22 protein-coding genes are annotated in these 23,452 nt (G+C 57.9%); 14 read left to right on the forward strand and 8 right to left on the reverse strand.

All coding sequences use genetic code 11. The annotated features are described in order from the left end of the window. Positions 1-329: 329 nt before the first annotated feature. A complete protein-coding gene (locus E1297_RS34600) occupies positions 330-1,856 on the reverse strand; it encodes a YifB family Mg chelatase-like AAA ATPase (RefSeq protein ID WP_155146190.1) in 1,527 nt (508 codons plus the stop codon). Positions 1,857-2,284: 428 nt separating this feature from the next. Between E1297_RS34600 and E1297_RS34605 the strand changes: the two genes are divergently transcribed. Beyond that, positions 2,285-2,773, forward strand: coding sequence for a translation initiation factor 2 (locus tag E1297_RS34605; protein WP_155146191.1), 489 nt, complete (start codon positions 2,285-2,287; stop codon positions 2,771-2,773). A 67-nt stretch (positions 2,774-2,840) separates the two neighbouring features. On the opposite strand, the gene polA is transcribed toward E1297_RS34605, so the two are convergent. Beyond that, positions 2,841-5,822: a DNA polymerase I gene (gene polA / locus E1297_RS34610; RefSeq protein WP_155146193.1), complete on the reverse strand. Its 2,982-nt coding sequence runs from the start codon at positions 5,820-5,822 to the stop codon at positions 2,841-2,843. Here polA and E1297_RS34615 point away from each other — a divergent pair. Further along, positions 5,821-5,994: a hypothetical protein gene (locus E1297_RS34615; protein ID WP_155146195.1), complete on the forward strand. Its 174-nt coding sequence runs from the start codon at positions 5,821-5,823 to the stop codon at positions 5,992-5,994. The two genes, polA and E1297_RS34615, sit on opposite strands and share 2 nt — an antisense overlap. Before the next feature lie 4 nt (positions 5,995-5,998). Here E1297_RS34615 and E1297_RS34620 read toward each other — a convergent pair whose 3' ends face one another. After that, positions 5,999-6,517: an FxsA family protein gene (locus E1297_RS34620; RefSeq protein WP_209016184.1), complete on the reverse strand. Its 519-nt coding sequence runs from the start codon at positions 6,515-6,517 to the stop codon at positions 5,999-6,001. Between the two features lie 245 nt (positions 6,518-6,762). Between E1297_RS34620 and E1297_RS34625 the strand changes: the two genes are divergently transcribed. The 8 genes from E1297_RS34625 (at position 6,763) to E1297_RS34660 (ending at position 15,838) form a co-directional block, all read left to right on the forward strand. Beyond that, complete coding sequence (locus tag E1297_RS34625; RefSeq protein ID WP_155146197.1) at positions 6,763-7,500, forward strand: Tim44/TimA family putative adaptor protein; 738 nt, start codon at positions 6,763-6,765, stop codon at positions 7,498-7,500. Continuing rightward, positions 7,497-8,702 carry a murein transglycosylase A gene (locus E1297_RS34630; protein ID WP_209016185.1) on the forward strand — a complete coding sequence of 402 codons (1,206 nt, stop codon included), beginning with the start codon at positions 7,497-7,499 and terminating at the stop codon, positions 8,700-8,702. Before E1297_RS34625 ends, E1297_RS34630 begins: the two co-directional genes overlap by 4 nt. Next, positions 8,699-9,268, forward strand: a complete 570-nt coding sequence (locus tag E1297_RS34635) for a Smr/MutS family protein (protein WP_368669786.1) — start codon at positions 8,699-8,701, stop codon at positions 9,266-9,268. The genes E1297_RS34630 and E1297_RS34635 overlap by 4 nt, the downstream gene beginning before the upstream one ends. Before the next feature lie 7 nt (positions 9,269-9,275). Further along, positions 9,276-9,647, forward strand: coding sequence for a helix-turn-helix domain-containing protein (locus tag E1297_RS34640; RefSeq protein ID WP_368669787.1), 372 nt, complete (start codon positions 9,276-9,278; stop codon positions 9,645-9,647). A gap of 109 nt (positions 9,648-9,756) precedes the next feature. Further along, positions 9,757-12,579 carry a [protein-PII] uridylyltransferase gene (locus E1297_RS34645; RefSeq protein WP_155146201.1) on the forward strand — a complete coding sequence of 941 codons (2,823 nt, stop codon included), beginning with the start codon at positions 9,757-9,759 and terminating at the stop codon, positions 12,577-12,579. A gap of 46 nt (positions 12,580-12,625) precedes the next feature. Then, complete coding sequence (gene murJ / locus E1297_RS34650) at positions 12,626-14,188, forward strand: murein biosynthesis integral membrane protein MurJ (RefSeq protein ID WP_155146203.1); 1,563 nt, start codon at positions 12,626-12,628, stop codon at positions 14,186-14,188. A gap of 121 nt (positions 14,189-14,309) precedes the next feature. After that, positions 14,310-15,389: a tryptophan--tRNA ligase gene (gene trpS / locus E1297_RS34655; RefSeq protein ID WP_155146206.1), complete on the forward strand. Its 1,080-nt coding sequence runs from the start codon at positions 14,310-14,312 to the stop codon at positions 15,387-15,389. Between the two features lie 128 nt (positions 15,390-15,517). Beyond that, the gene (locus E1297_RS34660; RefSeq protein WP_155146208.1) at positions 15,518-15,838 is read left to right on the forward strand and encodes a heavy metal-binding domain-containing protein; all 321 of its coding nucleotides are present in this window, start codon (positions 15,518-15,520) and stop codon (positions 15,836-15,838) included. 111 nt (positions 15,839-15,949) lie between these two features. Here E1297_RS34660 and cysK read toward each other — a convergent pair whose 3' ends face one another. The 3 genes from cysK to dut form a co-directional block, all read right to left on the reverse strand. Further along, complete coding sequence (cysK, locus tag E1297_RS34665) at positions 15,950-16,909, reverse strand: cysteine synthase A (protein ID WP_155146210.1); 960 nt, start codon at positions 16,907-16,909, stop codon at positions 15,950-15,952. 147 nt (positions 16,910-17,056) lie between these two features. Continuing rightward, a complete protein-coding gene (locus E1297_RS34670) occupies positions 17,057-17,740 on the reverse strand; it encodes an HAD family phosphatase (protein ID WP_209016186.1) in 684 nt (227 codons plus the stop codon). Further along, positions 17,741-18,190 carry a dUTP diphosphatase gene (gene dut, locus E1297_RS34675; RefSeq protein WP_155146212.1) on the reverse strand — a complete coding sequence of 150 codons (450 nt, stop codon included), beginning with the start codon at positions 18,188-18,190 and terminating at the stop codon, positions 17,741-17,743. Positions 18,191-18,354: 164 nt separating this feature from the next. On the opposite strand from dut, the gene E1297_RS34680 reads away from it, so the two are divergent. Further along, on the forward strand, positions 18,355-18,774 hold the full coding sequence (locus E1297_RS34680; protein ID WP_368669788.1) for a hypothetical protein: 420 nt from the start codon (positions 18,355-18,357) through the stop codon (positions 18,772-18,774). 27 nt (positions 18,775-18,801) lie between these two features. Beyond that, positions 18,802-19,383 carry an OmpA family protein gene (locus E1297_RS34685; RefSeq protein ID WP_155146213.1) on the forward strand — a complete coding sequence of 194 codons (582 nt, stop codon included), beginning with the start codon at positions 18,802-18,804 and terminating at the stop codon, positions 19,381-19,383. A 43-nt stretch (positions 19,384-19,426) separates the two neighbouring features. On the opposite strand, the gene coaBC is transcribed toward E1297_RS34685, so the two are convergent. Together coaBC and E1297_RS34695 are read right to left on the reverse strand one after the other, a co-directional pair. Then, positions 19,427-20,689 carry a bifunctional phosphopantothenoylcysteine decarboxylase/phosphopantothenate--cysteine ligase CoaBC gene (gene coaBC / locus E1297_RS34690; RefSeq protein WP_155146215.1) on the reverse strand — a complete coding sequence of 421 codons (1,263 nt, stop codon included), beginning with the start codon at positions 20,687-20,689 and terminating at the stop codon, positions 19,427-19,429. Between the two features lie 36 nt (positions 20,690-20,725). Continuing rightward, the gene (locus E1297_RS34695; RefSeq protein ID WP_155146261.1) at positions 20,726-21,877 is read right to left on the reverse strand and encodes a penicillin-binding protein activator; all 1,152 of its coding nucleotides are present in this window, start codon (positions 21,875-21,877) and stop codon (positions 20,726-20,728) included. Positions 21,878-22,147: 270 nt separating this feature from the next. On the opposite strand from E1297_RS34695, the gene rsmI reads away from it, so the two are divergent. Together rsmI and E1297_RS34705 are read left to right on the forward strand one after the other, a co-directional pair. Beyond that, the gene (rsmI, locus tag E1297_RS34700) at positions 22,148-23,059 is read left to right on the forward strand and encodes a 16S rRNA (cytidine(1402)-2'-O)-methyltransferase (protein ID WP_155146217.1); all 912 of its coding nucleotides are present in this window, start codon (positions 22,148-22,150) and stop codon (positions 23,057-23,059) included. Positions 23,060-23,063: 4 nt separating this feature from the next. Continuing rightward, positions 23,064-23,450, forward strand: a complete 387-nt coding sequence (locus E1297_RS34705; RefSeq protein ID WP_155146218.1) for a YraN family protein — start codon at positions 23,064-23,066, stop codon at positions 23,448-23,450. Positions 23,451-23,452: the final 2 nt, after the last annotated feature.

The following is a 23,452-nucleotide window of genomic DNA, read 5'->3' on the forward strand; positions in this document are numbered from 1 at the left end:
CGGCGAACAGTTTTTCCACGTCTGGCCGTGTTCGTCGTTTCTACAGGATGATCTGTCAGATGCTTTAGTGTTCCGGGGTTGTGATTATTCGACGCAAAGGGAGGCGCCGATGAAACACTGGCATCGCTGGAGACTTCTGACCGCTCAAATTTCGAGTTTCTATGCGCCAACTCCAGACGTCTCCAATTAGAATTATTAGGCTACGCCACGCAAACCATGGATACCAAGGCTTGATATTTCGTTTCCCGCAAAATCGGCAAGGGACCTGGAGTGTGCATTTGCCGGCCAGTCCGCTGCCACAACAGGTAAGATACCCGGTCGAATATTACTCAGGCTGCTTGACGCATAATGTTCTGGCCCCGGTAGCTGATGGCCTCGGCGAGGTGAACACGCGCGACCCGGTCCTCCCCATCAAGATCTGCAAGGGTACGGGCGAGTTTCAAGACCCGGTGGTACCCGCGAGCGCTCAGGGCAAGACGGTCGGCGGCATCGCGCAAAAAGGCCAGCCCTTTCCCATCCGGAGCCGCGATCTTCTCAATGATCGCCGCGGAAGCCTGGGCATTTGTCGATGTGGGCTGGCCGAACTCCAGAAACCGGTCGCGCTGCCGGTTTCTGGCTTTTGCCACGCGCTCGGCGACGGCTTTGGAGGCTTCGCCGGCAGACGGTGAGATCAGGTCGGCGGCCGTGACGGCTGGAACCTCGATACGCAAGTCGATCCGGTCCAGAAGGGGCCCCGAGATCCGGGACTGGTATTCGGTGACACAGCGCTCGCCGCGCCGGCATTTGTGGCCGGGTTCACCCGCATGTCCACACCGGCAGGGGTTCATTGCCGCAACGAGTTGAATGCGGGCCGGATAGCTGACGCGATGGTTCGCGCGGGCAATAACCGCTTCCCCGCTTTCAAGTGGTTGGCGCAAACTGTCGAGCACTTGCGGATTGAACTCGGGCAATTCGTCGAGAAACAGAACACCGTGATGAGCCAGAGATACCTCTCCGGGCTTTGCGCGCATACCGCCTCCGACGAGTGCGGCCATGGAAGCCGAGTGGTGAGGCGCGCGAAAGGGCCGCCTGTCGGTCAGTTTTCCATCCGCCAATTCCCCCGCCAGCGATGAAATCATCGAAACTTCAAGCAATTCGCGCGGTTGAAGCGGTGGAAGGATCGAGGGCAGACGGCTCGCGAGCATTGATTTGCCAGAGCCCGGCGGACCGATCATCAACAGGTTGTGGCCGCCTGCTGCGGCGATTTCGATTGCCCTTTTTGCTGTCTCCTGCCCTCGAATGTCGGCCAGATCCGGCAAGTCCGGCGGGATCCCTTGCAGTTTCGCCGCAGGCCGGGAGAGCACCTGGGTGCCTTTGAAATGGTTGGCCAACTGGATCAGCGACCGTGGAGCGAGAATATCCATGTCGCCATCGGCCCACGCCGCTTCGCTGCCGGAAGACTGTGGGCAGATCAGTCCCTTGCCAAGTCCATTTGCGCCCATGGCTGCTGGCAGAACGCCGGCAACTGGCGCCAGGTCGCCATCCAGTGCCAATTCGCCCAGGACCACATATTTTTCCAGAAAATCGGCCGGGATCGCGCCAATTGCGGACATCACACCAAGCGCAATCGGTAAATCGAAATGAGAGCCTTCCTTTGGAAGATCGGCAGGAGCCAGATTGACCGTCACCCGTTTTGCAGGAAGGGCAAGCCCCGACGCATGAAGGGCGGCCCGCACCCGTTCACGGCTTTCGGCGACCGCCTTGTCTGGCAAACCGACAATGGTGAAGGCGACCATCCCGGGTCCGACCTGTACCTGTACGTCGACCGGAACGGCGTTTATGCCCTGAAACGCTACGGTCGTCACCCGGCTGACCATCGGCTTGCCTCATGTTTTGGTGGAGTCTCACTAAAACACATCCTGTGGATGCGGCAAAGAATATATCTTGGGCCCTCTGGCGATTTACGTAACGGAAATCAGTCATCCATGGTTTCCCTGCAATTGATGCTACGCACTACGTCTATCTGAATGCTTTTTTTTTCGGGTTTGAGAGAAACAGGGTCAATTTTCCGGTGCGATTATATCCAAGCCGGATCTATCAAATTGGTTCTCTGGCCGCTTGAATTTGTAGGATTTTCACAACGGATTCTTTTGGTCGCAAGATACTCCATGGGTTCGGGCCTGAATGGAGAAGGGCAATCTGCGCAACACTATGACTGATTGGCTTCGAATGATTATTTCTGAATATTGCAATTATTGACAATATAAACTAGGCCCCAACAGTGTAGTTGTACTGGGGGATTGAAATGAAAAGACTGGTATTGGCCCTTGGGGCTGTCTCCATGCTCACCGGTTGTGCGACCGCTGTGCGCGGGACGACGGAAGTTGTGCGGATTTATTACGCACCGTCGGACGCTCAAGTGGTGACGTCAACAGGAACGACCTGTTCCATGTCGCCTTGCGATATCAAGATCTCGCGTAAGGAAGAATTTGAAATAGTAGCTTCCAAAACGGGATACGAGCGCCAGACAGTAAGCGTGAAAACCCGGGTTGCGCCGAAAGGCGTTGCGGGTATGGCTGGCAACGTAATTTTGGGTGGTGCAATCGGAATTGGCGTAGACGCGGTATCGGGCGCAACACTTGATCACTATCCGAATCCGGTTCTGATCGAACTTGAGCCGACCAATCCGTCAAACCCGAAAACGCCGAAGGGCGACCTGTCTGATATCAAGGCGCAGATCGCGGAAAAGAAGAAAGACCAGGAAAAAGCTGCGCAGAAAAACGTTGGCAGCTGAGTGATCTGAACACGAGCCGCCTCCCCGGCCGGGTTGGGTCTGGGGAGACGGTCGTAGGCGAGCGCCGCTAGTGCGCTTCATCCCAATTCTCGGCGGCGCGCGCATCGACCTGTAGCGGGACAGAGAGCTTCAGCACCGGATCGCAGGCATTTTCCATCACGTCACGGATCACCGGGATTGTCCGGTCCACCTGATCCGCTGGCACTTCGAATATCAACTCGTCATGCACTTGCAGAAGCATTTGCGCGTCCAGTCCTGAAGACTGCAGCCGGTCCTCCATGCGTACCATGGCCCGGCGTAGAATGTCGGCAGCAGAGCCCTGAATCGGCGCGTTGATTGCCGCGCGCTCGTAGAATGAGCGCATGTTCGGGTTCTTGGTGTTGACTTCCGGATAATGCGCCTTGCGGCCAAAGATCGTGGTGACATAGCCATCTGCATGCACCTGCTTCTTGATCGTGTCCATATACTCCTTGATGCCGGGGAAGCGCTCGAAATAGGTCTTGATGTAATCGCTGGCCTCGCCACGGGAAATTCCGAGCTGGGCGGCAAGACCAAAGGCCGAGATCCCATAAATGATGCCGAAGTTGATCGCCTTGGCCTGCCGGCGGACCATGGGATCCATTCCCTCGATCGCCACGCCGAACATTTCGCTTGCCGTCATGGCATGAATGTCCAGCCCGCCCTCAAAGGCCTTTTTCAGCTGGGGTATGTCGGCCATATGCGCAAGCACGCGCAGTTCGATCTGGCTGTAGTCGGCGGAAATCAGCTTGTGCCCGGCGGTGGCGACAAAAGCCTGCCGGATTTTACGGCCTGCAGCGGTCCGAACCGGAATGTTCTGCAAGTTGGGTTCCGAGGAGGAAAGGCGGCCGGTTGTGGTTGCAGCCAACGAATAAGATGTGTGGACCCTGTTGGTATCCTTGTTGATATACCCGGGCAAAGCATCTGAATAAGTTGATTTCAACTTGGAGAGCTGGCGCCACTCGACGATCTTTGAGGGCAGTTCGTGACCTTCCGCTGCCAGATCGTCCAGAACGGACGCAGAGGTTGACCAGGCTCCGGTCTTGGTTTTCTTGCCGCCGGGCAGGCCCATCTTGCCGAACAGGATTTCACCAAGCTGCTTCGGCGACCCGATATTGAAGTTTTCGCCTGCTAGGTCATGGATTTCGGCTTCAAGAGCGGCCATCCCTTGTGCAAAATCGCCTGACAGTCTGGACAGCATCTGCCGGTCGACCGAAATGCCTCGTTGTTCCATGCGTGCCAGCACCGGCACCATCGGTCGTTCAAGGGACTCATAGACCGTTGCCATCCGGTCGGACGCAAGGCGGGGCTTCAGGACCTGCCACAGGCGCAAGGTTACATCCGCGTCTTCGGCGGCATAGGCTGTGGCCTTTTCAATCGGCACCTTGTCGAAAGTGATCATCGACTTGCCGGAGCCGCATATGTCCTTGAACGGGATCGGCTTGTGACCGAGCCAGCGTTCCGACAGTTCGTCCATACCGTTACCGCCCTTCCCGGCATCGACGGTATAGGAGAGCAGCATGGTGTCGTCGAAGGGCGTGATATCAGCGCCGTAGCGGGTCATCACCAGCCAGTCATATTTCAGGTTCTGCGCGATCTTCAAAACACTACGGTCTTCAAGCATGGGCTTGAGGATCTCGATGGCCTGTTGAAGCGGGATCTGCCCATCCACCAGTCCGCCGCCGCCGAGCAGATCCCCATCGCCATCCACATGGCCGAGGGGAACGTAGCAAGCTTTACCGGGCGCGGTTGCCAACGACAGGCCAACCAGATCGGCGCTCATGGCATCAAGCGATGTGGTTTCGGTATCGAATGCCACATATCCGGTCTCGTAGGCGTCTGCGACCCATTCCTTCAGGCCCTCGACCGTGCGAACGGTTTCGTAGGTGCTCGTATCAATGACTGCGTTTTGGGCTTTCTCCTGCCGGGCCCCGGTCAAGGCTTGGGGCGTCATCATGCCTGTCGACCCGGCGATGTCACTGCCGGAGCCTCCCGCTGCGCCCGGTTCCATCGCGCCCGGACGGTCCGCCTGACGGCCCTTGTGATCCGGAACGTCCCAGCCTGGAACCTCGAAGGCGACCGGCTCGACAGCCGCCGCCTCGGCGCCGGTGGTTTCAGCAACGCGCTTTGTGAGGGTGGTGAAACCCATTGCCTTCAAAAAGCCGACAGCCTTCGGACCGTTTACATCGGTCACGGCCAGATCGCCAACCGGAACCTCTATCGGAACATCTTCCTTCAGCGTGACCAGTTGCTTCGAAATGCGGGCCTGTTCGGCGAATTCGATCAGGTTTTCCCGGCGCTTCTTTTGCTTAATGCTATCTGCTTGATCCAGAAGCGTTTCCAGATTGCCGAACTCATTGATCAGGAGGGCGGCCGTCTTGAGCCCGATCCCCGGTACGCCCGGCACGTTGTCGACGCTGTCGCCGGCAAGTGACTGGACCTCGACGACCTTGTCCGGACCGACGCCGAATTTTTCGATAACTTCCGCCTCGCCGAAGGTCTTGTTCTTCATCGTGTCGATCATGCCGACCCGCGGCCCGATCAATTGCATCAGGTCCTTGTCGCCGGAGACAATGGTGACGCGTGCACCGGTCGCAGCCGCCTGGGTCGCATAGGTGGCGATCAGGTCGTCGGCTTCAAAGCCTTCCTGCTCGATGCAAGGAACCGAGAAAGCCCGTGTGGCTTCGCGGATCAGGCCGAATTGCGGAACCAGGTCCTCGGGCGGCTCGGGGCGGTGGGCTTTGTATTCCGGGTATATGTCCGATCTGAAGGTTTTCGACGAGTGGTCGAAAATCACGGCAAAATGGGTGGGCTCATCCCCTTTTTCCGGCGAAAGCCCCTCTTGCAGCAGCTTCCAGAGCATGTTGCAGAAGCCGGACACTGCTCCGACCGGCAGCCCGTCGGGTTTGCGCGTCAAGGGTGGCAGCGCATGATAGGCGCGAAAGATGAAGGTGGAGCCGTCAACCAGGATCAGGTGGTCATCGGCGGTGAGCACGGAGCGGGAATTTTCTGTCGACATGGCGCGGATCATGCCTCCTGACCTTCAGGCTGAAAAGCCCAAAAACCATTCCTCCAGTGGCTTTATGCTCCGGCCATCAATTCGTCAGGATGTTGGCGTGTTCGGCTCGGGGCCGAAGCACCGCCTGTCATTGTATTTGCCGGGACATCACAATCTTGTGATTGCAGCCGTTGCGATCCGTTGAATGGCTAGTTGGGTTTTCGGTCGTTCTCGGACCATGGGCTCAGTTGTTCCGGCTTGTTGTTGGTCTGTCCGCGAGGGTCATTGTTTTGGTCCTTTGCGCTCCAGTCGGCATCATCCAGATCGACAACATGGTCGCCGCGCGGACGTGGATAGCCATTTTCAACAATCACCACGTTCGACCGCGCGACAATGAATTTGGCGACACGCTTGCGAACGCCCGGAATGAAAAGCAGCAGCCCGACGGCATCGGTGACAAACCCCGGGATCAGCAAAAGCAGGCTTGCCAGCACCATAAGTGCGCCATGCATGATGTCATCTGCCGGAACGCGACCGGAATTCAGTTCATTCTGCATCCGTTTGACAAGGGACAAGCCCTGCTGACGCAGCATGACCGAACCGGCAAATGCGGTTGCGACCGTTAACAGGATTGTGGGCAAAATGCCGATAGCCTCACCGACGGCTATGAAGACCGCTATTTCGATTAGTGGCAAAAGCACGATGGCGGCAATGACGTAAGGGGCCACGAAAACTCCGTTGGTTAAATGGCTTCATACCTGTTTGGGCTAAGGTAAGGAATTTGTGACCGGATTGCGAGAACATTAGCAAGATTGCGGGTTCAGGCCAAAAAGCGACTTGCTCTCGGCTCTGGATGCTGGTTCAAGGACGCCTTACATAGGTAGCAACGCCAGCGATCCGGATATACACTGCGGTGGGTCCACCGTTTTTTGCAGATCCGGATGGCTCAGTCACACTAGCCGGTAAAAGCGAAATGAACGAAATTTTCGACGTTTATAACATCATCTTCCTGGCGCTGGCGGTCTTCATCATTTTCAGGCTGCGATCCGTTCTGGGTAAGCGTACCGGCAATGAACGTCCGCCTTTTGATCCCTATTCGAAACCCGACAACACCGAGGCTGGCAAGACGCAGCGGCCCGGTCAGGACGACAACGTAATACCTCTGCCGGGACAAACGGCACCGCATCAGGAGACTGGGGAGCCGGTCCGTGCGGAGTCCGATGATGTTGTCATCGAGAAGGTGGCCCCGGCTGGGTCTGCCTTGAACGACGCCTTGAAGCAAATCCTGTCTGTTGACCGGAGTTTCGAACCCCAGGAGTTTGTGCAGGGCGCGCGTGCGGCTTATGAAATGATTGTGACCGCCTTTGCGGAAGGCGATCGCAAGACGCTCAAGACGCTCTTGTCGAAAGAAGTCTATGACGGGTTCGTCAGTGCGATTGATGACCGGGAAAAGCGCGGCGAGACCATTGAGTCGACATTTGTCGGGATCGACAAGTCCGAAATCGTTGAAGCGGCCCTAAAGGGATCAACTGCCCAAGTGACCGTGAAGGTCCAGAGCCAGCTCATTTCCGCCACACGCGACAAGTCGGGTGAAGTGATCGAAGGTGACCCGAAGAAGGTGACGGAAGTCGTCGACATCTGGACCTTTGCGCGCGACACCGAGTCCCGCGATCCGAACTGGAAGCTGGTTGCGACTGAATCCGCAGAATGATCTCAAGTCTGGTCAGGGGCCGTGTCCTTCTGGGCATGGCCCTTGGTGTGTTATGCGCTGGCCAGGGGATGGCCGCGTCAGAGCAAGCGGAGCGGCATGTGGTGGCGGAAGACAGGCTTTCGAACCTGTTCAAGGGCGCGCGTGCCATCGCATTTGCCGAACTTGATGGCTGGGCGGAAGATGATCATGTTGCCGCTCTCCGAGTTCTGCAGGATCACTGCAAGCATCGATTTGAGGGCGTCGCTGCAAGCGCTGCCGAAAAAGTCTGCCCATTCTTGGCGGCATCACAACAAGACAGCTCTGCAAGACAGTTTTTCGAAGATCACTTTATAGCCATCGAGATCAGTTCTGAAGGCTTCTTGACGGGGTATTTCGAACCCGAATTGCCCGCCTCCCGCCAGCCCACCAAGGAATTTGCAGTTCCGCTTCTGGGTCCGCCCGAAGGTCTGGTTTCCATTCAGGACGGCAATCGGCCTGTTGATTGGCCCGACCGCCAGACGCATGGGCGTGCAACCCCGGCAGGGATTATCGAGCTTCCGGATCGCGGAGCGATTATGGATGGTGCTTTGTCGGGACAGGGGCTGGAACTTGTCTGGCTCAAAAACCCGATCGATGCGTTTTTTGTTCATGTCCAGGGATCTGCACGGCTGCGGCTGACGAACGGGTCTGTCATGCGGGTGGGCTATGCCGGCAAGACCGGACACCCCTACACCTCAATTGCACGCGTTCTGGTCAAGAGCGGTGCGGGAACGCCCGAACAGTTCACAATGTCCGGCTTGCGTGACTGGCTTGAGGCAAACCCGGATGAAAGTGACGCCCTCATGCGTGAGAACCGGTCCTACATTTTCTTTCGGGAAATCGAGATTGAGTCTGAAGCAAACGGTCCGGTCGGATCGGCTGGCGTGTCTTTGACCGCGATGCGAAGCCTTGCAGTTGATCCGGACCATATTCCGTTGGGACTGCCGGTTTTTGTCCAATCGGATGCACCGGTCTTGCGGCGTGAGGGGAAACCGTTTCAGAGGCTGATGATTGCGGAGGACACCGGATCCGCGATCAAGGGTCCAGCGCGCGGTGATGTTTTTGTCGGATCAGGTGAAGAAGCCGGAGAAACGGCCGGTGAAATCCGGCACAGCGGCCAATTTGTCGTGCTTGTGCCAAAGGACGCTCTTGCCACTGGAGATGAGCCGGGGGCGTTGCGGTGACGTCGGATAAAAAACGGCGAAGAGGGCAGCTGTCTCCCGAGGATCGTGCCTTGTGGGCCAAAGTAGCGAAGACGCTGACACCTCTTCATCCGCAAAAGGCAATCCCTGAGCCCGTCGAGTCTGCCGTTGAGGCTCCAATCGAAAAACAGCCGGATGCTACAACCAATACGTCGACTGCAATCCGTCCTCCAGAACCCGGTGGCAAGCCGCCTGCGCCTCCGCCGCTTCGGAGAATGGAAAACAGGCATCGCCGAAAGCTTGTGCGCGGGGTCAATCAAATTGATGCCAGGATCGACCTGCATGGCCTGACCCAGTATCAGGCCCATGACCGTTTGCGCGGTTTCTTGTATGAGGCCCAGGCCAGAGGCCATAAAGTGGTTCTGGTGATCACCGGCAAAGGGGCTCCAGGCACCGGCTTCATGGAGGAACGCGGCGTTTTGCGCCGGGTTGTGCCGCAATGGCTGGCCATGCCGGATATGCGTTCCCTTGTGATCGGTTATGAAGAGGCGCATGTCACCCACGGCGGCACGGGTGCGCTTTATGTGCGGATACGCAGGCGAAGGTAATCGAAACGTGACACCCCTTGGTGCAAAGATCCGTGAACTGCGTGAGAAACGTGGCGTTTCACTCAAGGAAATGGCGGCAGCGCTTTCGGTCTCGAGTGCTTACTTGTCTGCGCTTGAACACGGTAAACGTGGCAAGCCGACCTGGTTCCTTGTTCAGCGGATCATTTCCTATTTCAACGTGATTTGGGACGAGGCGGAGGAAATCCAGCGGCTTGCCGAGCTGTCGGACCCCAAAGTGTCCATCGATACTTCCGGCATGGATCCCAAGGCCACGGAGCTCGCCAATCAACTGGCCTTGAAGATCGGAGGGTTGTCTTCCGGTTCGCTGGCGCATTTGCTGCATCAGCTGCGGGTCGTGGCGGCAAAGGACAACGTGTGACAAGCTTGCGGCTTGGCCTTCTTTCCTATAGCGCGCATTATACCCCCTGCCGTAGCAGAGGGCACAGGCCGTGAAGTGCGGGCCGCTGCAGCAGGATCAGGCAGGTTTCATGAAACTATCCCCGGACGATATTGCAGGCATCATTGATGGTCTGGAGCTACGCAAACGCCTGACAGAAATGGTCAAGCAATCGGGACAGGCTGCGTCCGATCCGGCGGTTCGGAGCAAGGTTCTTGCTGAACTCAAAACGGCAATGCAGGACGGGCGTGCCGAAATCAAACGGCGGCTGGAGGCTGATGGGGGCGGTCTGAAATGTGCCTGGCGGCTGTCATACCTGCAGGACGAGCTGATCCGGGTTACCTATGACTTTGCGTGTCATCACGTCTATCGGATCACGAATGCGTCGATGGCCGAGCGAATGTCGGTTGTTGCTGTCGGCGGATACGGGCGGGGGACGTTGGCGCCATGTTCCGACGTCGATCTTCTGTTTTTGTTGCCATACAAGCAAACGCCGTGGGGCGAACAGATCGTCGAGTACATTTTGTACATGCTTTGGGATCTTGGTCTCAAGGTGGGGCATGCCACGCGGAACATTGACGAATGCATCCGCTTGTCCAAGTCCGACATGACCATCAGGACGGCCGTTTTGGAGGCGCGTTACCTGTGGGGCGATGAACAGCTTTATTCCGAAATGATCGAGCGGTTTGCCAAGGACATCGTGGCCGGAACCAGCACGGAATTCATTTCCGCCAAGCTCAGGGAACGCGACGAGCGGCATCAGCGGCAAGGCACGTCCCGGTATCTTGTCGAGCCGAATATCAAGGAGGGAAAGGGGGGATTGCGCGACCTCAACACCCTGTTCTGGATCGCCAAGTATCACTATGAGGTGCGCGAACAATCCGAACTCGTGAAGAAGGGAGTGTTGTCCAGGCCGGAATACAAGCGGTTCGTGAAGTCGGAGGATTTTCTATGGGCAGTCCGCTGTCACCTTCATTTCCTGACCGGCCGGCCAGAGGAGCGTTTGTCCTTTGATGTCCAGCGGGAAATCGCAATCCGGCTCGGCTATACGCAGCATCCCGGCATGAAGGATGTTGAGCGCTTCATGAAGCACTACTTCCTCGTCGCGAAGGATGTCGGAGACCTGACGCGCATTCTGTGCGCGGCCCTGGAAGCTGAAACCTTCAAGAACATGCGCGCCACCGGTCTGACCGGTTTGATGCGCCGGTTCCGGCCGGGTTTCACCAGCCGCCGGACGACCAGTACCGATTTGGGGGCGGGCTTTGTCGTCAGCCGGAACCGGATCAATGTCACTTCGGACAAGGTGTTCGAGGATGATCCGGCCAATCTGCTCAGGGTGTTTCAGATAGCGGACAAGCATGGCTATAACCTGCACCCCCATATGACCAAACTGATCCGGCGGTCGCTGAAGCTGATCAATACGGATTTGCGGAATTCGCCAGAGGCCAACCGGCTTTTCCTGTCGATCCTGACGTCCCGCCATGCGCCGGAAAAAATCCTCCGGAAGATGAACGAGACCGGGGTTCTGGGCCGGTTTTTTCCCGAATTCGGCAAGGTCGTGGCGATGATGCAGTTCAACATGTATCACCACTACACGGTCGATGAGCATCTGATCCGGTCGATCGGTGTGTTGTCGGAAATCGAGCGTGGTGATTCGGGCGAAGATCATCCGTTGTCGACAGAGCTGATCCGGACGCTTCAGAACCGGAAAGTGCTTTATGTGGCCATGTTCCTGCACGACATTGCGAAGGGGCGGCCGGAAGACCATTCCATTGCAGGGGCCAAAATAGCCAGAAAAGTGTGTCCACGCCTTGGCTTCAATGGCGCGGAAACCGAAACCGTCTCCTGGTTGATCGAGCATCATCTGGACATGAGCACGATCGCTCAGTCGCGTGACTTGTCCGATCCAAAGACCATCACCGACTTTGCAAACACCGTGCAGTCGATGGAGCGTTTGAAACTGCTCCTGATCCTGACCGTTGCCGATATCCGCGCGGTCGGGCCGGGTGTCTTCAATGGCTGGAAAGGGCAGCTGTTGCGGACACTCTATTACGAATGCGAGCCCTATTTGACGGGCGGACACTCAAGGCTCCCGCATCATCAGGCGATTGCGCAGGCCAAGGAAGAGTTGACAGCACAGCTTGCCCATTGGCCTGAAGACGCCCGGCAGGATTATGTCGACCGTCACTATCCGGCTTATTGGCTTCGGGTCGCCGCTGACCGGCGGCAGGCGCATGCCGAACTCATCCGCAAGGCGGATCTCGCCGATGAAAATCTGGCCTTTGAAGTGACACCCCATGCCTTCGAGGCTGTAACCGAACTGACGGTGCTCGCGCCCGACCATCCGCGGCTGCTTTCGACGATCGCAGGAGCCTGCTATGCGACAGGCGCAAACATTGTCGATGCACAGATCGACACGACCACGGACGGGTTTGCCCTCGATACGATTTTCATTGGCCGCGAGTTGCCCGATGACAGCGACGAGAGGCGGCGCGGTGAGCGGATCGTGCAAGTGATCGGAAAAACCTTGGCAGGCGCGATGCAGTTGCCGGATCCCGTATCCAGAAAGACCGTCTTGAAGGGGCGTGTGAAGGCGTTCAAGATCGAGCCGGAGGTGCTGGTCAACAATTCCTGGTCCAACGACTACACGGTTCTGGAGATTTCCGGTCTGGACCGCCCGGGGCTCCTTTATGACCTGACCCGGTCGATCGCAACGCTCAATCTCAACATCGCATCGGCCCATATCTCAACGTTTGGCGAGCGGGTTGTCGACGTTTTCTATGTCACCGATTTGACCGGGCAGAAAATTGCCAATATCGGACGGCAAGAGATCATTCGCGAACGCTTGGCTGCGGCAGTGGACGGGCATGTCGATATGAGCCCGGCCGCGCCGATTGCCCGGCAAGCGTCCTGATCGCAAACTCACGGCCGGTTGGTCCGGTTCAGTCTCGCAGGGGTCTATGAGCCTACTCAAGAACTTCGCCACAGTCGGCGGCGCAACGATGACAAGCCGGGTGCTCGGCTTCGTGCGTGATCTCCTTCTCGCTGCTGCTGTCGGCACGGGCCCCGTTGCGGACGCCTTTGTGGTCGCGTTCCGGCTTCCGAACCTGTTTCGCAGGCTCTTCGCCGAGGGAGCTTTCAATTCGGCTTTCATCCCGCTGTTCGGGCGGGCGCTTGAAGAGGATGGCGAGCCCGGAGCGCGCAAGTTTGCAGGCGAAATCGGGTCTGCACTTATGTTCTGCCTGCTGGTTTTGACGGCGCTTGCACAGATTTTCATGCCGGCCGTGGTTTGGGCACTTGCACCCGGCTTTCTGGCGGAGCCGGAAAAATTCGATCTGACAGTCATGATGGCGCGGATCGCGTTCCCATATCTGATCTTCATGTCCCTCCTTGCCTTTATCGGCGGTATCTTGAACACTTACCAGCGCTTTGCTGCGGCGGCCTTTGCACCGGTCATGCTGAATGTGGTGATGAGCGCGGTATTGGGGGTCGTGCTGTTTCTCGGGATAGAGGATCATACGACACTTGGGATAATACTGACGCTCGGGGTCGCAGTTGGAGGTGTGGTTCAGCTTGCGGTCGTGCTGGTTGACCTGAAACGTCTCGGCTTTTCCATTCCCCGCCTTCGGCCGCGTTACACAAAATCGGCCAAGAGACTGCTTGTGCTTGGAGTTCCGGGCGTACTTGCCGGGGGCGTGACCCAGATTAATATCGTGGTCGGCCAGATCATTGCGTCCCTGCAGGACGGTGCCAACTCGATGCTGTACTACGCCGACCGGCTTTATCAGTTGCCTTTGGGCGTGATTGGCATTGCGATCGGGGTGGTGCTGCTTCCTAGTCTGACACGTCAGTTGCGGGCGGGGCAGAACGATCAATATCAGCGCAGTCTCAACAATGCGCTGGAGTTTTCCCTGGTTTTGACATTGCCGGCTGCAGTGGCGCTGGCGGTCATCCCGGACGAGATCGTTTCCGTCCTTTTCGAGCGGGGCGAATTCAGGTCGGAAGCAGTCAGCGGTACCGCTGCCGCTCTTGCTGCCTTTGCAATAGGTCTTCCGGCGTTTGTGCTAAACAAGGTGTTTTCGCCCGGCTATTTTGCCCGCGAGGATACGAAAACCCCGATGAAGTTTGCTTTTGTCGGCATGCTGGTCAATGTGGCGTTGTCTGTGGCGCTTTTTCCCGTTTTCAAGCATGTCGGCATCGCGATGGCGACGGCCATTGCCGGTTGGGTCAATACCGGTTTGCTTGTGATCGTCCTGTGGCGGCGCGGGCATTTCACGCCCGATGCCCGGGTTATCAGGAAGATCGGACTGATCCTGCTGTCGAGCATTCTCATGGGCGCAGTGATCGACTTCGCCGCAAGATGGATGAGTCCGTACCTGGCTCACAGGGATCTTGTGGTTAATGGTCCGGCACTTGTGATCCTGGTCGCGCTCGGAATGCTCGTGTTTGCTGTCCTTGTTCAGATGACCGGTGCCAGCAATCTGATTTCACATGTCAAATCGTTGAAGCGGCGCAACAGTTAGGGCTTAAGCGGGGTGCAGCCCCCGTTTGACTTGCATTCTTTGCGCGCGCTGCCTATGACCTGCGCCACCTGTCAAACCCATTCGGGCCCGTCCAACCGGCCTTTGAGAAGAGGGACACTTTATGGCTGCGTTCAAGGATCGCGTCTTCTCCGGCGTTCAACCGACCGGAAACCTACATCTCGGAAACTATCTCGGAGCCGTATCCCGCTGGGTCCCGTTGCAGGACCAGATGGAAACGATATTCTGCGTCGTTGACCTGCATGCGATCACCGCCGGTTTTCCCGCCGTCAGTGAGCTGCAGGGAGCAACACGGGAAGTGACGGCCGCCTATATCGCAGCCGGAATCGATCCTGAAAAGTCGATCATTTTCAATCAGTCGCAGGTGCGCGAGCACGCTGAACTTGCCTGGATCTTCAACTGTGTGTCGCGGATGGGCTGGCTCAACCGCATGACCCAGTTCAAGGAGAAGGCTGGCAAGAACAAGGAAAACGCATCCGTCGGGTTGTTTGCCTACCCGAACCTGATGGCTGCCGACATTCTGGCCTACCGCGCCACACATGTGCCGGTCGGCGATGACCAGAAGCAGCACCTTGAGCTGACGCGCGACATTGCCGCGAAGTTCAACAACGATTTCGCTGACCGGATCACCGAGCTGGGGATCGGCGTGCCGAACCCGGCACCTTCACCGGAGTTGCCGGAAAATCTCTATTTCCCGTTGACCGAGCCGATGATCGCCGGGCCTGCGACACGTATCATGTCCTTGCGTGATGGCACAAAGAAGATGTCCAAGTCCGACCCTTCGGACCTTTCCCGGATCAATCTCACCGACGATGCCGATGCGATTGCCAAGAAGATAAGAAAGGCGAAGACCGATCCGGATGCCTTGCCGAGTGATGTCGATGGCCTGGAGGGACGGCCCGAGGCCGACAATCTGGTCGGGATCTATGCCGCGCTTGCCGGATCATCAAAGGCCGAAGTCCTGACCGATTTTGGCGGCCAGCAGTTTTCGGCGTTCAAGCCGGCCCTGTCCGACCTTGCGGTTGAAAAACTGGCACCGATGACCGACGAGATGCGTCGCCTGACCGGGGATCCGTCCGAGATTGATGCGATCCTGAAAAAAGGTTCTGAAAAGGCTTCCGCAATTGCCGAGCCGGTTCTGAAGGATGTCCGCAAGATTGTCGGATTTCTTGAAGTCCGCTGATCCGGTGAAGTCGGCTGGAGTTCCGCCATTTACAAGCCCCGCTCACAGCGGGGCTTTTTGTTGCAAGCTTGCAATGGCTGCAACCACTCCCCACTCTTTATCGCGATTAAAATGAGGAGATACCACACATGCTTGTGACCACTACTCCAACGTTGCAAGGCAAGGAAATCGTCGATTACAGGGGGGTTGTCACCGGAGAAGCAATTCTCGGGGCAAATATCTTCCGTGACTTGTTCGCTGGTATCCGGGACATTGTTGGTGGCCGGTCCGGAGCCTACGAGGAGGAACTCGCCAAGGCCCGCCGGATCGTGCTTGAGGAAATGCAGCAGCAGGCCCAATCACTAGGCTGCAATGCGGTCATTGGAGTTGATCTTGAATATGAGACTGTCGGGCAGAACGGATCGATGTTGATGGTCAGCGCGACGGGGACCGCCGTTCTGGTCCGATAGGAAACGGCGGTATTCCCAATTCACTCGAAAAGGAAAAACCGGTTGCCAAGTCAGCAACCGGTCTCAAAAACACTTTTTGGAATGGGGGGCGGAGGCGAGTCCGTGCCCGCCTTACAAACCTTCGAACAAGGCTGTCGACAGATACCGTTCGGCGAAGGACGGAATGATCACAACAATCGTTTTACCTGCCATGTCGTCCCGCTGCCCCACACGAATTGCGGCAGTCAGGGCAGCCCCGGACGAAATACCGACCGGGACACCTTCCGTTTTGGCGACTTCCCGCGCCATGGCAAAAGCGTCGTCATTGCCGATTGTCTGGATCTCGTCATAGACCTCGGTGTTCAGGACACCTGGAACAAAACCTGCCCCAATTCCCTGGATCTTGTGCGGGCCGGGGTTGCCGCCGGACAGGATCGGGCTGTCAGCTGGCTCGACGGCCACCACATGCAGATCCGGCTTGCGGGCCTTCAGGACCTCTGACACGCCGGTGATCGTACCGCCGGTGCCAATGCCGGAGACGAAAACGTCGATTTGTCCCTGGGTGTCGTTCCAGATTTCCTCCGCCGTGGTCTTGCGGTGGATCTCCGGGTTGGCCGGGTTTTCGAACTGCTGCGGGATGATCCCGCCATCGATTTCCTGCACCAGTTCCTCGGCACGCCCGATGGCACCTTTCATGCCCTTGGCACCGTCTGTCAGCTCCAGCTCCGCGCCGAGGATCTTGAACATCTTGCGCCGCTCTACGGACATGGTTTCGGGCATGACAAGAACCAGCCGGTAGCCTTTTGCCGCTGCAACAAAGGCGAGTGCGATCCCGGTGTTTCCGGAGGTCGGCTCAATCAGGACAGACTTGTCCGGCGAGATCGTCCCGGCTTCTTCCATGGCCTCGATCATGGACACGCCGATGCGATCCTTGACGCTGGCGATCGGGTTGAAGAATTCGAGTTTCGCCAGAAGGTTGGCCTTCACCCCGTGTTGATGCGCCAACCGGTCCAGCCGGACGATGGGGGTATCGCCGATGGTTTCCGTAATCGACCCGTAGATGCGCCCGCGCCCCGGTGCCCTCTCGCTCATGACAATTTCCTCCGGAATAAGCCTGATTGTAATTGGACCGCGCTAAGGTAGTGCGCGGTAAACAGGTGTTGAAGGCATACCTTTCAGTTTTTTGGAAGGATTTTGAAAGAACCTTCCCAGAAACGGGCATTTGGTATGCCTTGGCGGTTATGCGGCCACCTTGTCAAAAAGTAGCTCCGGCAAGTGCTGCATGTTGTCGAACAAGACCGCACCTTCAGCTTCCATGGCTGCGCGGTCACTTGCCGGATCGCCGGCAAATCCGAAGCAGGCCATGCCTGCAGCTCTTGCCGCCTTGACTCCCGGTACGCTGTCTTCAATCACCACGCATCGGGCCGGATCGGTTTTCATGCCCTTGGCCGCGTAAAGAAAAATATCGGGAGACGGTTTTCCATGCGCGCAATCCTGGGCGGAATAGAGAAGACCCTCAAGACGATCCAAAAGACCAGCGCTGCCCAGTGTGGTACGCATCTTTTCGTAGCGTCCGGAAGACCCGACACAATAGGGCAGGCCGCGGTTGTCGAGCGTATCAAGCACTTGTGAAATTCCCTCGACCGGGGGAACGCCCGCGGCAAACGCTTCAAGGTCACGCTCGCGCACTTCTTCGGGCCAGCTTTTCGGCAGCCGCTTGCCTGTGAGGCCCTCTACCATGCTCTGAACGGCTTCAAGGGTCCGGCCCATGAAGCGCTTTTGGCATTCAAGACCGGTAATGGGATGACCAAGATCGGTGATGATGTTGGCAAGAACCCGGTTGGCAAGCCGTTCCGTATCGACCAGAACGCCGTCACAGTCGAAAATCACCAGTTCAAACGGCATGTGTGACCCGCTGCCCATTCAGTTGCTCCCGGTTGAGCCGAAACCGCCTGCGCCGCGCGCAGTGTCCGAAAGCTCGCTGACTTCGACAATCCCGGCTTGAACGACGGGGGCGATAACCATTTGGGCAATGCGCATGCCGTGTTCCACGACAAATGGCGCATCGCCGAGATTGATCAGGATCACCTTGACTTCGCCGCGATAGTCCGCGTCGATTGTTCCCGGTGTATTCAGGACCGTGACACCGTGTTTTGCTGCAAGTCCGGAACGTGGCCGGACTTGGGCCTCATAGCCGGCTGGAAGCGCAATGGCGAGACCGGTCTGTACCAATGCCCGTTTGCCCGGTTCCAGCGTAATCGGCCCGTCTGTTGCGGCCATCAGGTCAAGTCCGGCCGCGAGGTCGGATTGATAGGCTGGCAGAGGCAGATCGGCGGCATGGGCCAGTTTTTTCAGTTCCAGTTTCACGGACATTCCCTGTGTCTCATTCAAAAGCCGCAGGCACTGACAGGGTTTCTCCGGGCCTTGTCAAGCGCAGGCGAATTATCTTCACATCTGACCGAAAGTCCCCTTGCGTCAGATTGGGCAAGCTGAAAAAGTGATGTGTCTCAAGGTTGCAATCACGGGAGAACAGCAACGTGTCTCGTTTGATTTTCGCATTTATCGCCGTCGCTGCGACGGCCCTGTTTACCACCGCTTCCGCGCAAACCATAGGGTTTGCCGACGCCATCAAGATACTAAGCGCGAGCTGTGGAAGTGATATTCAGAAATATTGCAAGACCGCCAATCTGGGGAACAACGGGATTGGTCAGTGTCTCAATCAGCATCAGGCGCAGGTTTCGCCGCAATGCAATGCCGACAGGCAGCGCGTTGCGACGCTGATACAGGCGCGCCTGGCGGCGCAGGCCGCGGTTGCCCAGCTTTGCAATCGCGACATCCAGCAATATTGCAAACTGGTCGAGCCCGGTGCCGGGCATGTCCTGCGATGCATCTTGAAGGCCGAACCCTCGGTAAGCAAGAAGTGCAACGAGGCCATCGATTTGGCTGGATACCGTTGATTTCAGACCGGAAAATTGGAGCGTTTCATGAAAACCATTGTCTCGGCCGCGGCAGCCGGTCTTATTTGTCTTGCGGTGACCGCCGATGCGCAAGCTCAATCCCAGTTGTCACGCAACCAAATCATCAACTCTTTGCAAGGCGCACAGTCAAAGGTGGATGTCAGCGCGGATGAGCTGCGCCGGCAGGCCATTGAACACGTCAAGAAGTATCCGGGTGATAATTCGACCGAAGATCTGCCCCTGGCGGCAAAGCTGGCTCAACTTCGCCAGTTCAACGTTGAAATCAATTTCGACTTTGATAGTGCCCGCATCCAACCGGATTCTTACGAGACAATCGGTGTGATCGCGGATGCGCTGCACACGCCCTATCTGATGGGACAGGTGTTTTTCGTGGTTGGACACACGGATGCGAAGGGCGCGCGCGACTATAATCTGGAGCTGTCGCAACGGCGTGCCGATGCCGTGCGCGAAGCGCTCGTCACGACATTCCAGGTGCCGCCCGGCTCTCTGGAGGCGGTTGGTCTTGGTGAAGAGCAGCTTCAGGATCGCAGCAATCCGGATGCGGCAGTCAATCGCCGGGTGCAGTTGATCAATGTTGGCTATCCATAAGCTGCAACATGGATGGAACGGCGGCGAAAAAGCGCTGCCGTTCCTATTGTTCTTCCGCTTCGGGCATATCAACGGCAGTTCCCGAAAAGAAGGTCGCAATCTTGTCGACAAGACGTTTTGCCACGTCAACCTTGTTGAGACTGGGCCAGTCTTCGACTGTTCCGGCATCAACAATCCGGACCGTATTCCGGTCCCCGCCCATCACTCCAAACTCATGACTGACATCATTGGCAACGATCCAGTCGGCCCGCTTCCGGGCGAGCTTTGATCTTGCATTCTCGATCAGGTTTTGCGTCTCTGCGGCAAACCCTATCAGGAGCATGGGGCGAAGCGTGTCGTTGTGGCCGATCGTTGCAAGGATGTCCGGGTTTTCGACAAGATCAAGCGCCGGTGGATGTCCGCTGCCGTCTTTCTTGATTTTTTGATCGCCCTCTGACGCGACCCCCCAATCCGCGACCGCGGCCGCCATGATTGCCACATCGGCGGGTAGCGCATTCTTGACGGCCTGCAGCATTTCCTTGGCGGTTTCGACGTGAATGACCTTCACACCGGCCGGATCCGGTTGGGCCACCGGCCCTGAAACGAGTGTGACCCTTGCGCCAGCCGCAGCAGCGGCCGCCGCAATGGCGTGTCCCTGTTTGCCGGAGGAGCGATTGGCGATGTAGCGGACAGGGTCAATCGGCTCGTGGGTCGGGCCTGATGTGATCACGATCCGCCGCCCGGCCAAGGGTTTGGCCGTATCCGGTGTGGGAGGGCGTCTATGCAGCAGCAGATCCGTTGCGGCGTCTGCAATTTCCAAAGGTTCGGCCATGCGTCCGACCCCTGACTCGCCCCGTTCGGCCATTTCGCCGCTCTTTGGGCCGGCAAATTTCTTGCCGTCGCCGCGCAGGGCCTCTGTATTGCGCCGGGTGGCCGGGTTTTCCCACATTTTTGGGTTCATGGCGGGGGCCAGAAGAACCGGTTTGTCGGTTGCCAGAAGAACCGCTGTTGCAAGGTCGTCGGCAATCCCGTGCGCCATCTTGGCCATCAGATCGGCCGTTGCAGGTGCGACCAGAACCAGATCGCAAGCGCGGGCAAGCCGGATATGGCCGACATCCTGTTCCGCCTCGCGGTCGAACAGCTCCGTGTAGACCTTGTCGGCAGTCAGTGCGCCTACTGCGAGTGGCGTGATGAATTGCTGAGCGCCCCGGGTCATGATGGCGCGCACCCGAGCGCGCCGCTCCCGCAAGCGCCGGATCAGATCCAGCGACTTGTAGGCCGCGATGCCGCCGCTGATGATCAACACGATGGTTTTGTTCGCCAGCATCGCCTGTCTCCGATATGTGACCGATTGAAACGTGCTTCAGGAGCCTGAGCGGAAGTCGCGCGGGGCAGGTGAGATGACCTGGGCGCCGGAACCCGTCAACTGGTAGACGGCAAGGCCGCGCTGGTTCTCGCCATTGCTCCGGAACCGGAACAAGCCGTCAATTCCGATGAAACCGTCCGGATTGGTCAGGATGTTCAGGTCAAACCGTTGTTGGCCCGCAGAGCGTACAAGACCGGCTGCAAGCGTGACCCCATCATAGGCGAGCGTCGCGTTTCGCGGCGGCTGCGATCCGAACCGGCTCGCATAGCGCTGCGCAAAAGACCTGAACCCGGTATCGTCAGGTCCGGCGTACCAGCTGCCGGCCATGATCGGGTTCGACTTCATTTGGGGTGTGTCCCATTGACCGGTTCCCAGAAACTTGACCCGTCCGATATCGGCCCCGCGCTGGGTCAGTGTCTGAACCACCAGAGGGGGAACGCCGCCGCCAGCAGGTACAAAAAGCGCATCGATTTGCCCCATGTTCGGGACAAGCGCATTGATTTTTGCAACCAGATCCGAAGTGTCGGAGCCGTTTAGCGTGTAGCGCTGGATTGACACCATGCGCCCGCCGACGCGCCCGACTTCTTGCCTGAAGGCAGCTTCTGCGACCGCTCCATAGGCGTCATTTGGCAAAATGGCGGCATAGGCGCGCTTGTTCTGGCTGCCCGCATAGCCGATGATTCGGTTCACATCGCTTTTCGGCAGGAAGCTCAGCAGATAGACGCCGCGCGACGCAACGGATGTGTCGGTCGAAAACGCCACAACCGGGATGCCGGACGACCGCGCTACATTGGCAGCTCCCTTGACAGCCGGGGCAAAGACCGGCCCGAGAATTAGTTCGGCACCCTCCCCGATCGCAGCTTGAGCGGCGGCGCGGCCACCTTCGGCCGTTCCGCCGGTATCCTTGACCAGAAGCTGAATGTCGGCATTAGGGAAATTGGCAAGGGCGAGTTCTGCGGAATTGCGGAAAGCGGAGGCAATGGAGGTTGCGCTGCCACCGCCGCTCAATGGCAGGAGCAGGCCGACCCGAACAGCACCATTTCCGATGACTTCTCCGGAAACCGTTGGCTGTGCGCCGGGATTGATCGATTGGCCCGGAACGGTGCCAAGTGTCGAGCCCTGACACGCCGCCAGCGCAAGGGCGCCCATGGTGACTGCCGCCGCGCGCTTTAAAGAGCCGAGCCGCGTTTTCACGGTGTTCCCCAGAGTGCCAAGCAAGATTGCCTCCTGAAATTTCCCTGCCGAAGACTTACGTTTTCAAAGCGGGTGTGTCCAGTTTTGCAAGTGATATCAAGGCACCAAGTGTTTCGACAACCAAGATTTGCACTTGAAACGCATTCCTTACGGCGTTAGCGCTGACAGATAAGGTCGCGGCCGCAATATCAAAGCCGAAAACACGCTGCTCCGGAGGTCACGAATATGACGAAAAATCCTGACCATCAGGATAATGACCGGCGGTTTGTCCTGTCGGCCCATGCCTTTGACGCCCCGAATATGGAACCCGCGCTGTACATTGTGTCGACTCCAATCGGAAATCTCGGCGACATCACGGTGCGGGCACTTGAAACGCTGGCAGCAGCCTCCGTGATTGCCTGTGAAGATACAAGGGTAACCAGCACCCTGACACAACGGTTTGCGCTAAAAACCCCGCTTCTGCCCTATCACGAGCACAATGCGGAAAAACAACGGCCCAGAATTCTGGAAACTCTCGAAGCGGGGCGCGCCGTTGCGCTTGTCAGTGATGCCGGGACGCCGCTGGTGTCGGACCCCGGCTACCGGCTTGTGCGGGATGTTCTGGAAGCCGGTTACAAGGTTGTTCCGATCCCCGGAGCCTCTGCCCCCATGGCAGCCCTTGTCGGGGCCGGATTGCCGAGTGATACCGTGCTTTTCGCCGGCTTCCTGCCGCAGAAGGGCGGCCCGAAAACGGCCCGGCTGAAGGACCTTGCGGATATCCCGGCAACGCTCGTGTTTTTTGAATCGCCACATCGTGTCGCTGCGACACTGGAGTTGATGGCTGATCAGCTTGGAGGCAGCCGCGAAGCGGTTGTGGCGCGGGAGCTGACCAAGCGGTTCGAGACGTTTGAGCGTGGTACACTTGCCGGGCTTGCCGCCCGCTTTCGCGATCAGACCGTCAAGGGCGAGATTGTGGTTCTGGTCGGGCCACCGGAGGCCAAACCTGAAGCCTGCGCCGAAGACGCCGATCGTTTGTTGAAAGAGGCCTTGAAAGAGATGCCGGTGAGTGCTGCTGCCAAGTCCGTCGCAAAGCAGACCGGCCTTGATCGAGGTGAGCTTTACAAACGGGCTCTTGAACTGAAAACGCAGGCGGAGTGAGCGCATGCGGTCTCCGGGCCCGCAAGACAGGCAGTCGCGCAAAAAGGCCTATTCGTGGGGCTTGTCCGCAGAAACCCGTGCAGCCTGGGCGTTGCGGTTGACCGGCTGGCGCATTCTGAAGCGCCGCTACAAGACCAAGGCCGGTGAAATCGACCTGATTGCAAAGAAGCGGAAGGTTGTGGCCTTTATCGAGGTCAAGGCGCGGCGCAACCGGCGTGCTGCCATGGAGGCGGTGACGCCCGCCAGCCAGAAACGGATTGTCAGAGCGGCAAAAATCTTCGTTTCAGAGCACCCCAAGGCGGCATTTTTCACCCTGCGTTTCGATGTCATGGTCGTCCGGCCATGGACGTGGCCGGAACACATTGCAAATGCCTTCGAGGCACACGACTGAGA

It is taken from the genome of Roseibium sp. RKSG952, assembly GCF_009711355.1.

Bases quoted from the DNA above. Each gene is read 5' to 3' on its own strand.
- E1297_RS34625 (WP_155146197.1), top strand. From the start codon at position 6,763: ATGAACGAAATTTTCGACGTTTATAACATCATCTTCCTGGCGCTGGCG.
- E1297_RS34645 (WP_155146201.1), top strand. From the start codon at position 9,757: ATGAAACTATCCCCGGACGATATTGCAGGCATCATTGATGGTCTGGAG.
- E1297_RS34615 (WP_155146195.1), top strand. From the start codon at position 5,821: ATGCCTCCTGACCTTCAGGCTGAAAAGCCCAAAAACCATTCCTCCAGT.
- trpS (WP_155146206.1), top strand. From the start codon at position 14,310: ATGGCTGCGTTCAAGGATCGCGTCTTCTCCGGCGTTCAACCGACCGGA.
- cysK (WP_155146210.1), bottom strand. From the start codon at position 16,909: ATGAGCGAGAGGGCACCGGGGCGCGGGCGCATCTACGGGTCGATTACG.
- E1297_RS34660 (WP_155146208.1), top strand. From the start codon at position 15,518: ATGCTTGTGACCACTACTCCAACGTTGCAAGGCAAGGAAATCGTCGAT.
- rsmI (WP_155146217.1), top strand. From the start codon at position 22,148: ATGACGAAAAATCCTGACCATCAGGATAATGACCGGCGGTTTGTCCTG.
- murJ (WP_155146203.1), top strand. From the start codon at position 12,626: ATGAGCCTACTCAAGAACTTCGCCACAGTCGGCGGCGCAACGATGACA.
- E1297_RS34685 (WP_155146213.1), top strand. From the start codon at position 18,802: ATGAAAACCATTGTCTCGGCCGCGGCAGCCGGTCTTATTTGTCTTGCG.
- E1297_RS34600 (WP_155146190.1), bottom strand. From the start codon at position 1,856: ATGGTCAGCCGGGTGACGACCGTAGCGTTTCAGGGCATAAACGCCGTT.
- E1297_RS34695 (WP_155146261.1), bottom strand. From the start codon at position 21,877: ATGGGCGCCCTTGCGCTGGCGGCGTGTCAGGGCTCGACACTTGGCACC.
- E1297_RS34670 (WP_209016186.1), bottom strand. From the start codon at position 17,740: ATGGGCAGCGGGTCACACATGCCGTTTGAACTGGTGATTTTCGACTGT.
- polA (WP_155146193.1), bottom strand. From the start codon at position 5,822: ATGATCCGCGCCATGTCGACAGAAAATTCCCGCTCCGTGCTCACCGCC.
- E1297_RS34605 (WP_155146191.1), top strand. From the start codon at position 2,285: ATGAAAAGACTGGTATTGGCCCTTGGGGCTGTCTCCATGCTCACCGGT.
- coaBC (WP_155146215.1), bottom strand. From the start codon at position 20,689: ATGCTGGCGAACAAAACCATCGTGTTGATCATCAGCGGCGGCATCGCG.
- E1297_RS34630 (WP_209016185.1), top strand. From the start codon at position 7,497: ATGATCTCAAGTCTGGTCAGGGGCCGTGTCCTTCTGGGCATGGCCCTT.
- dut (WP_155146212.1), bottom strand. From the start codon at position 18,190: ATGTCCGTGAAACTGGAACTGAAAAAACTGGCCCATGCCGCCGATCTG.
- E1297_RS34705 (WP_155146218.1), top strand. From the start codon at position 23,064: ATGCGGTCTCCGGGCCCGCAAGACAGGCAGTCGCGCAAAAAGGCCTAT.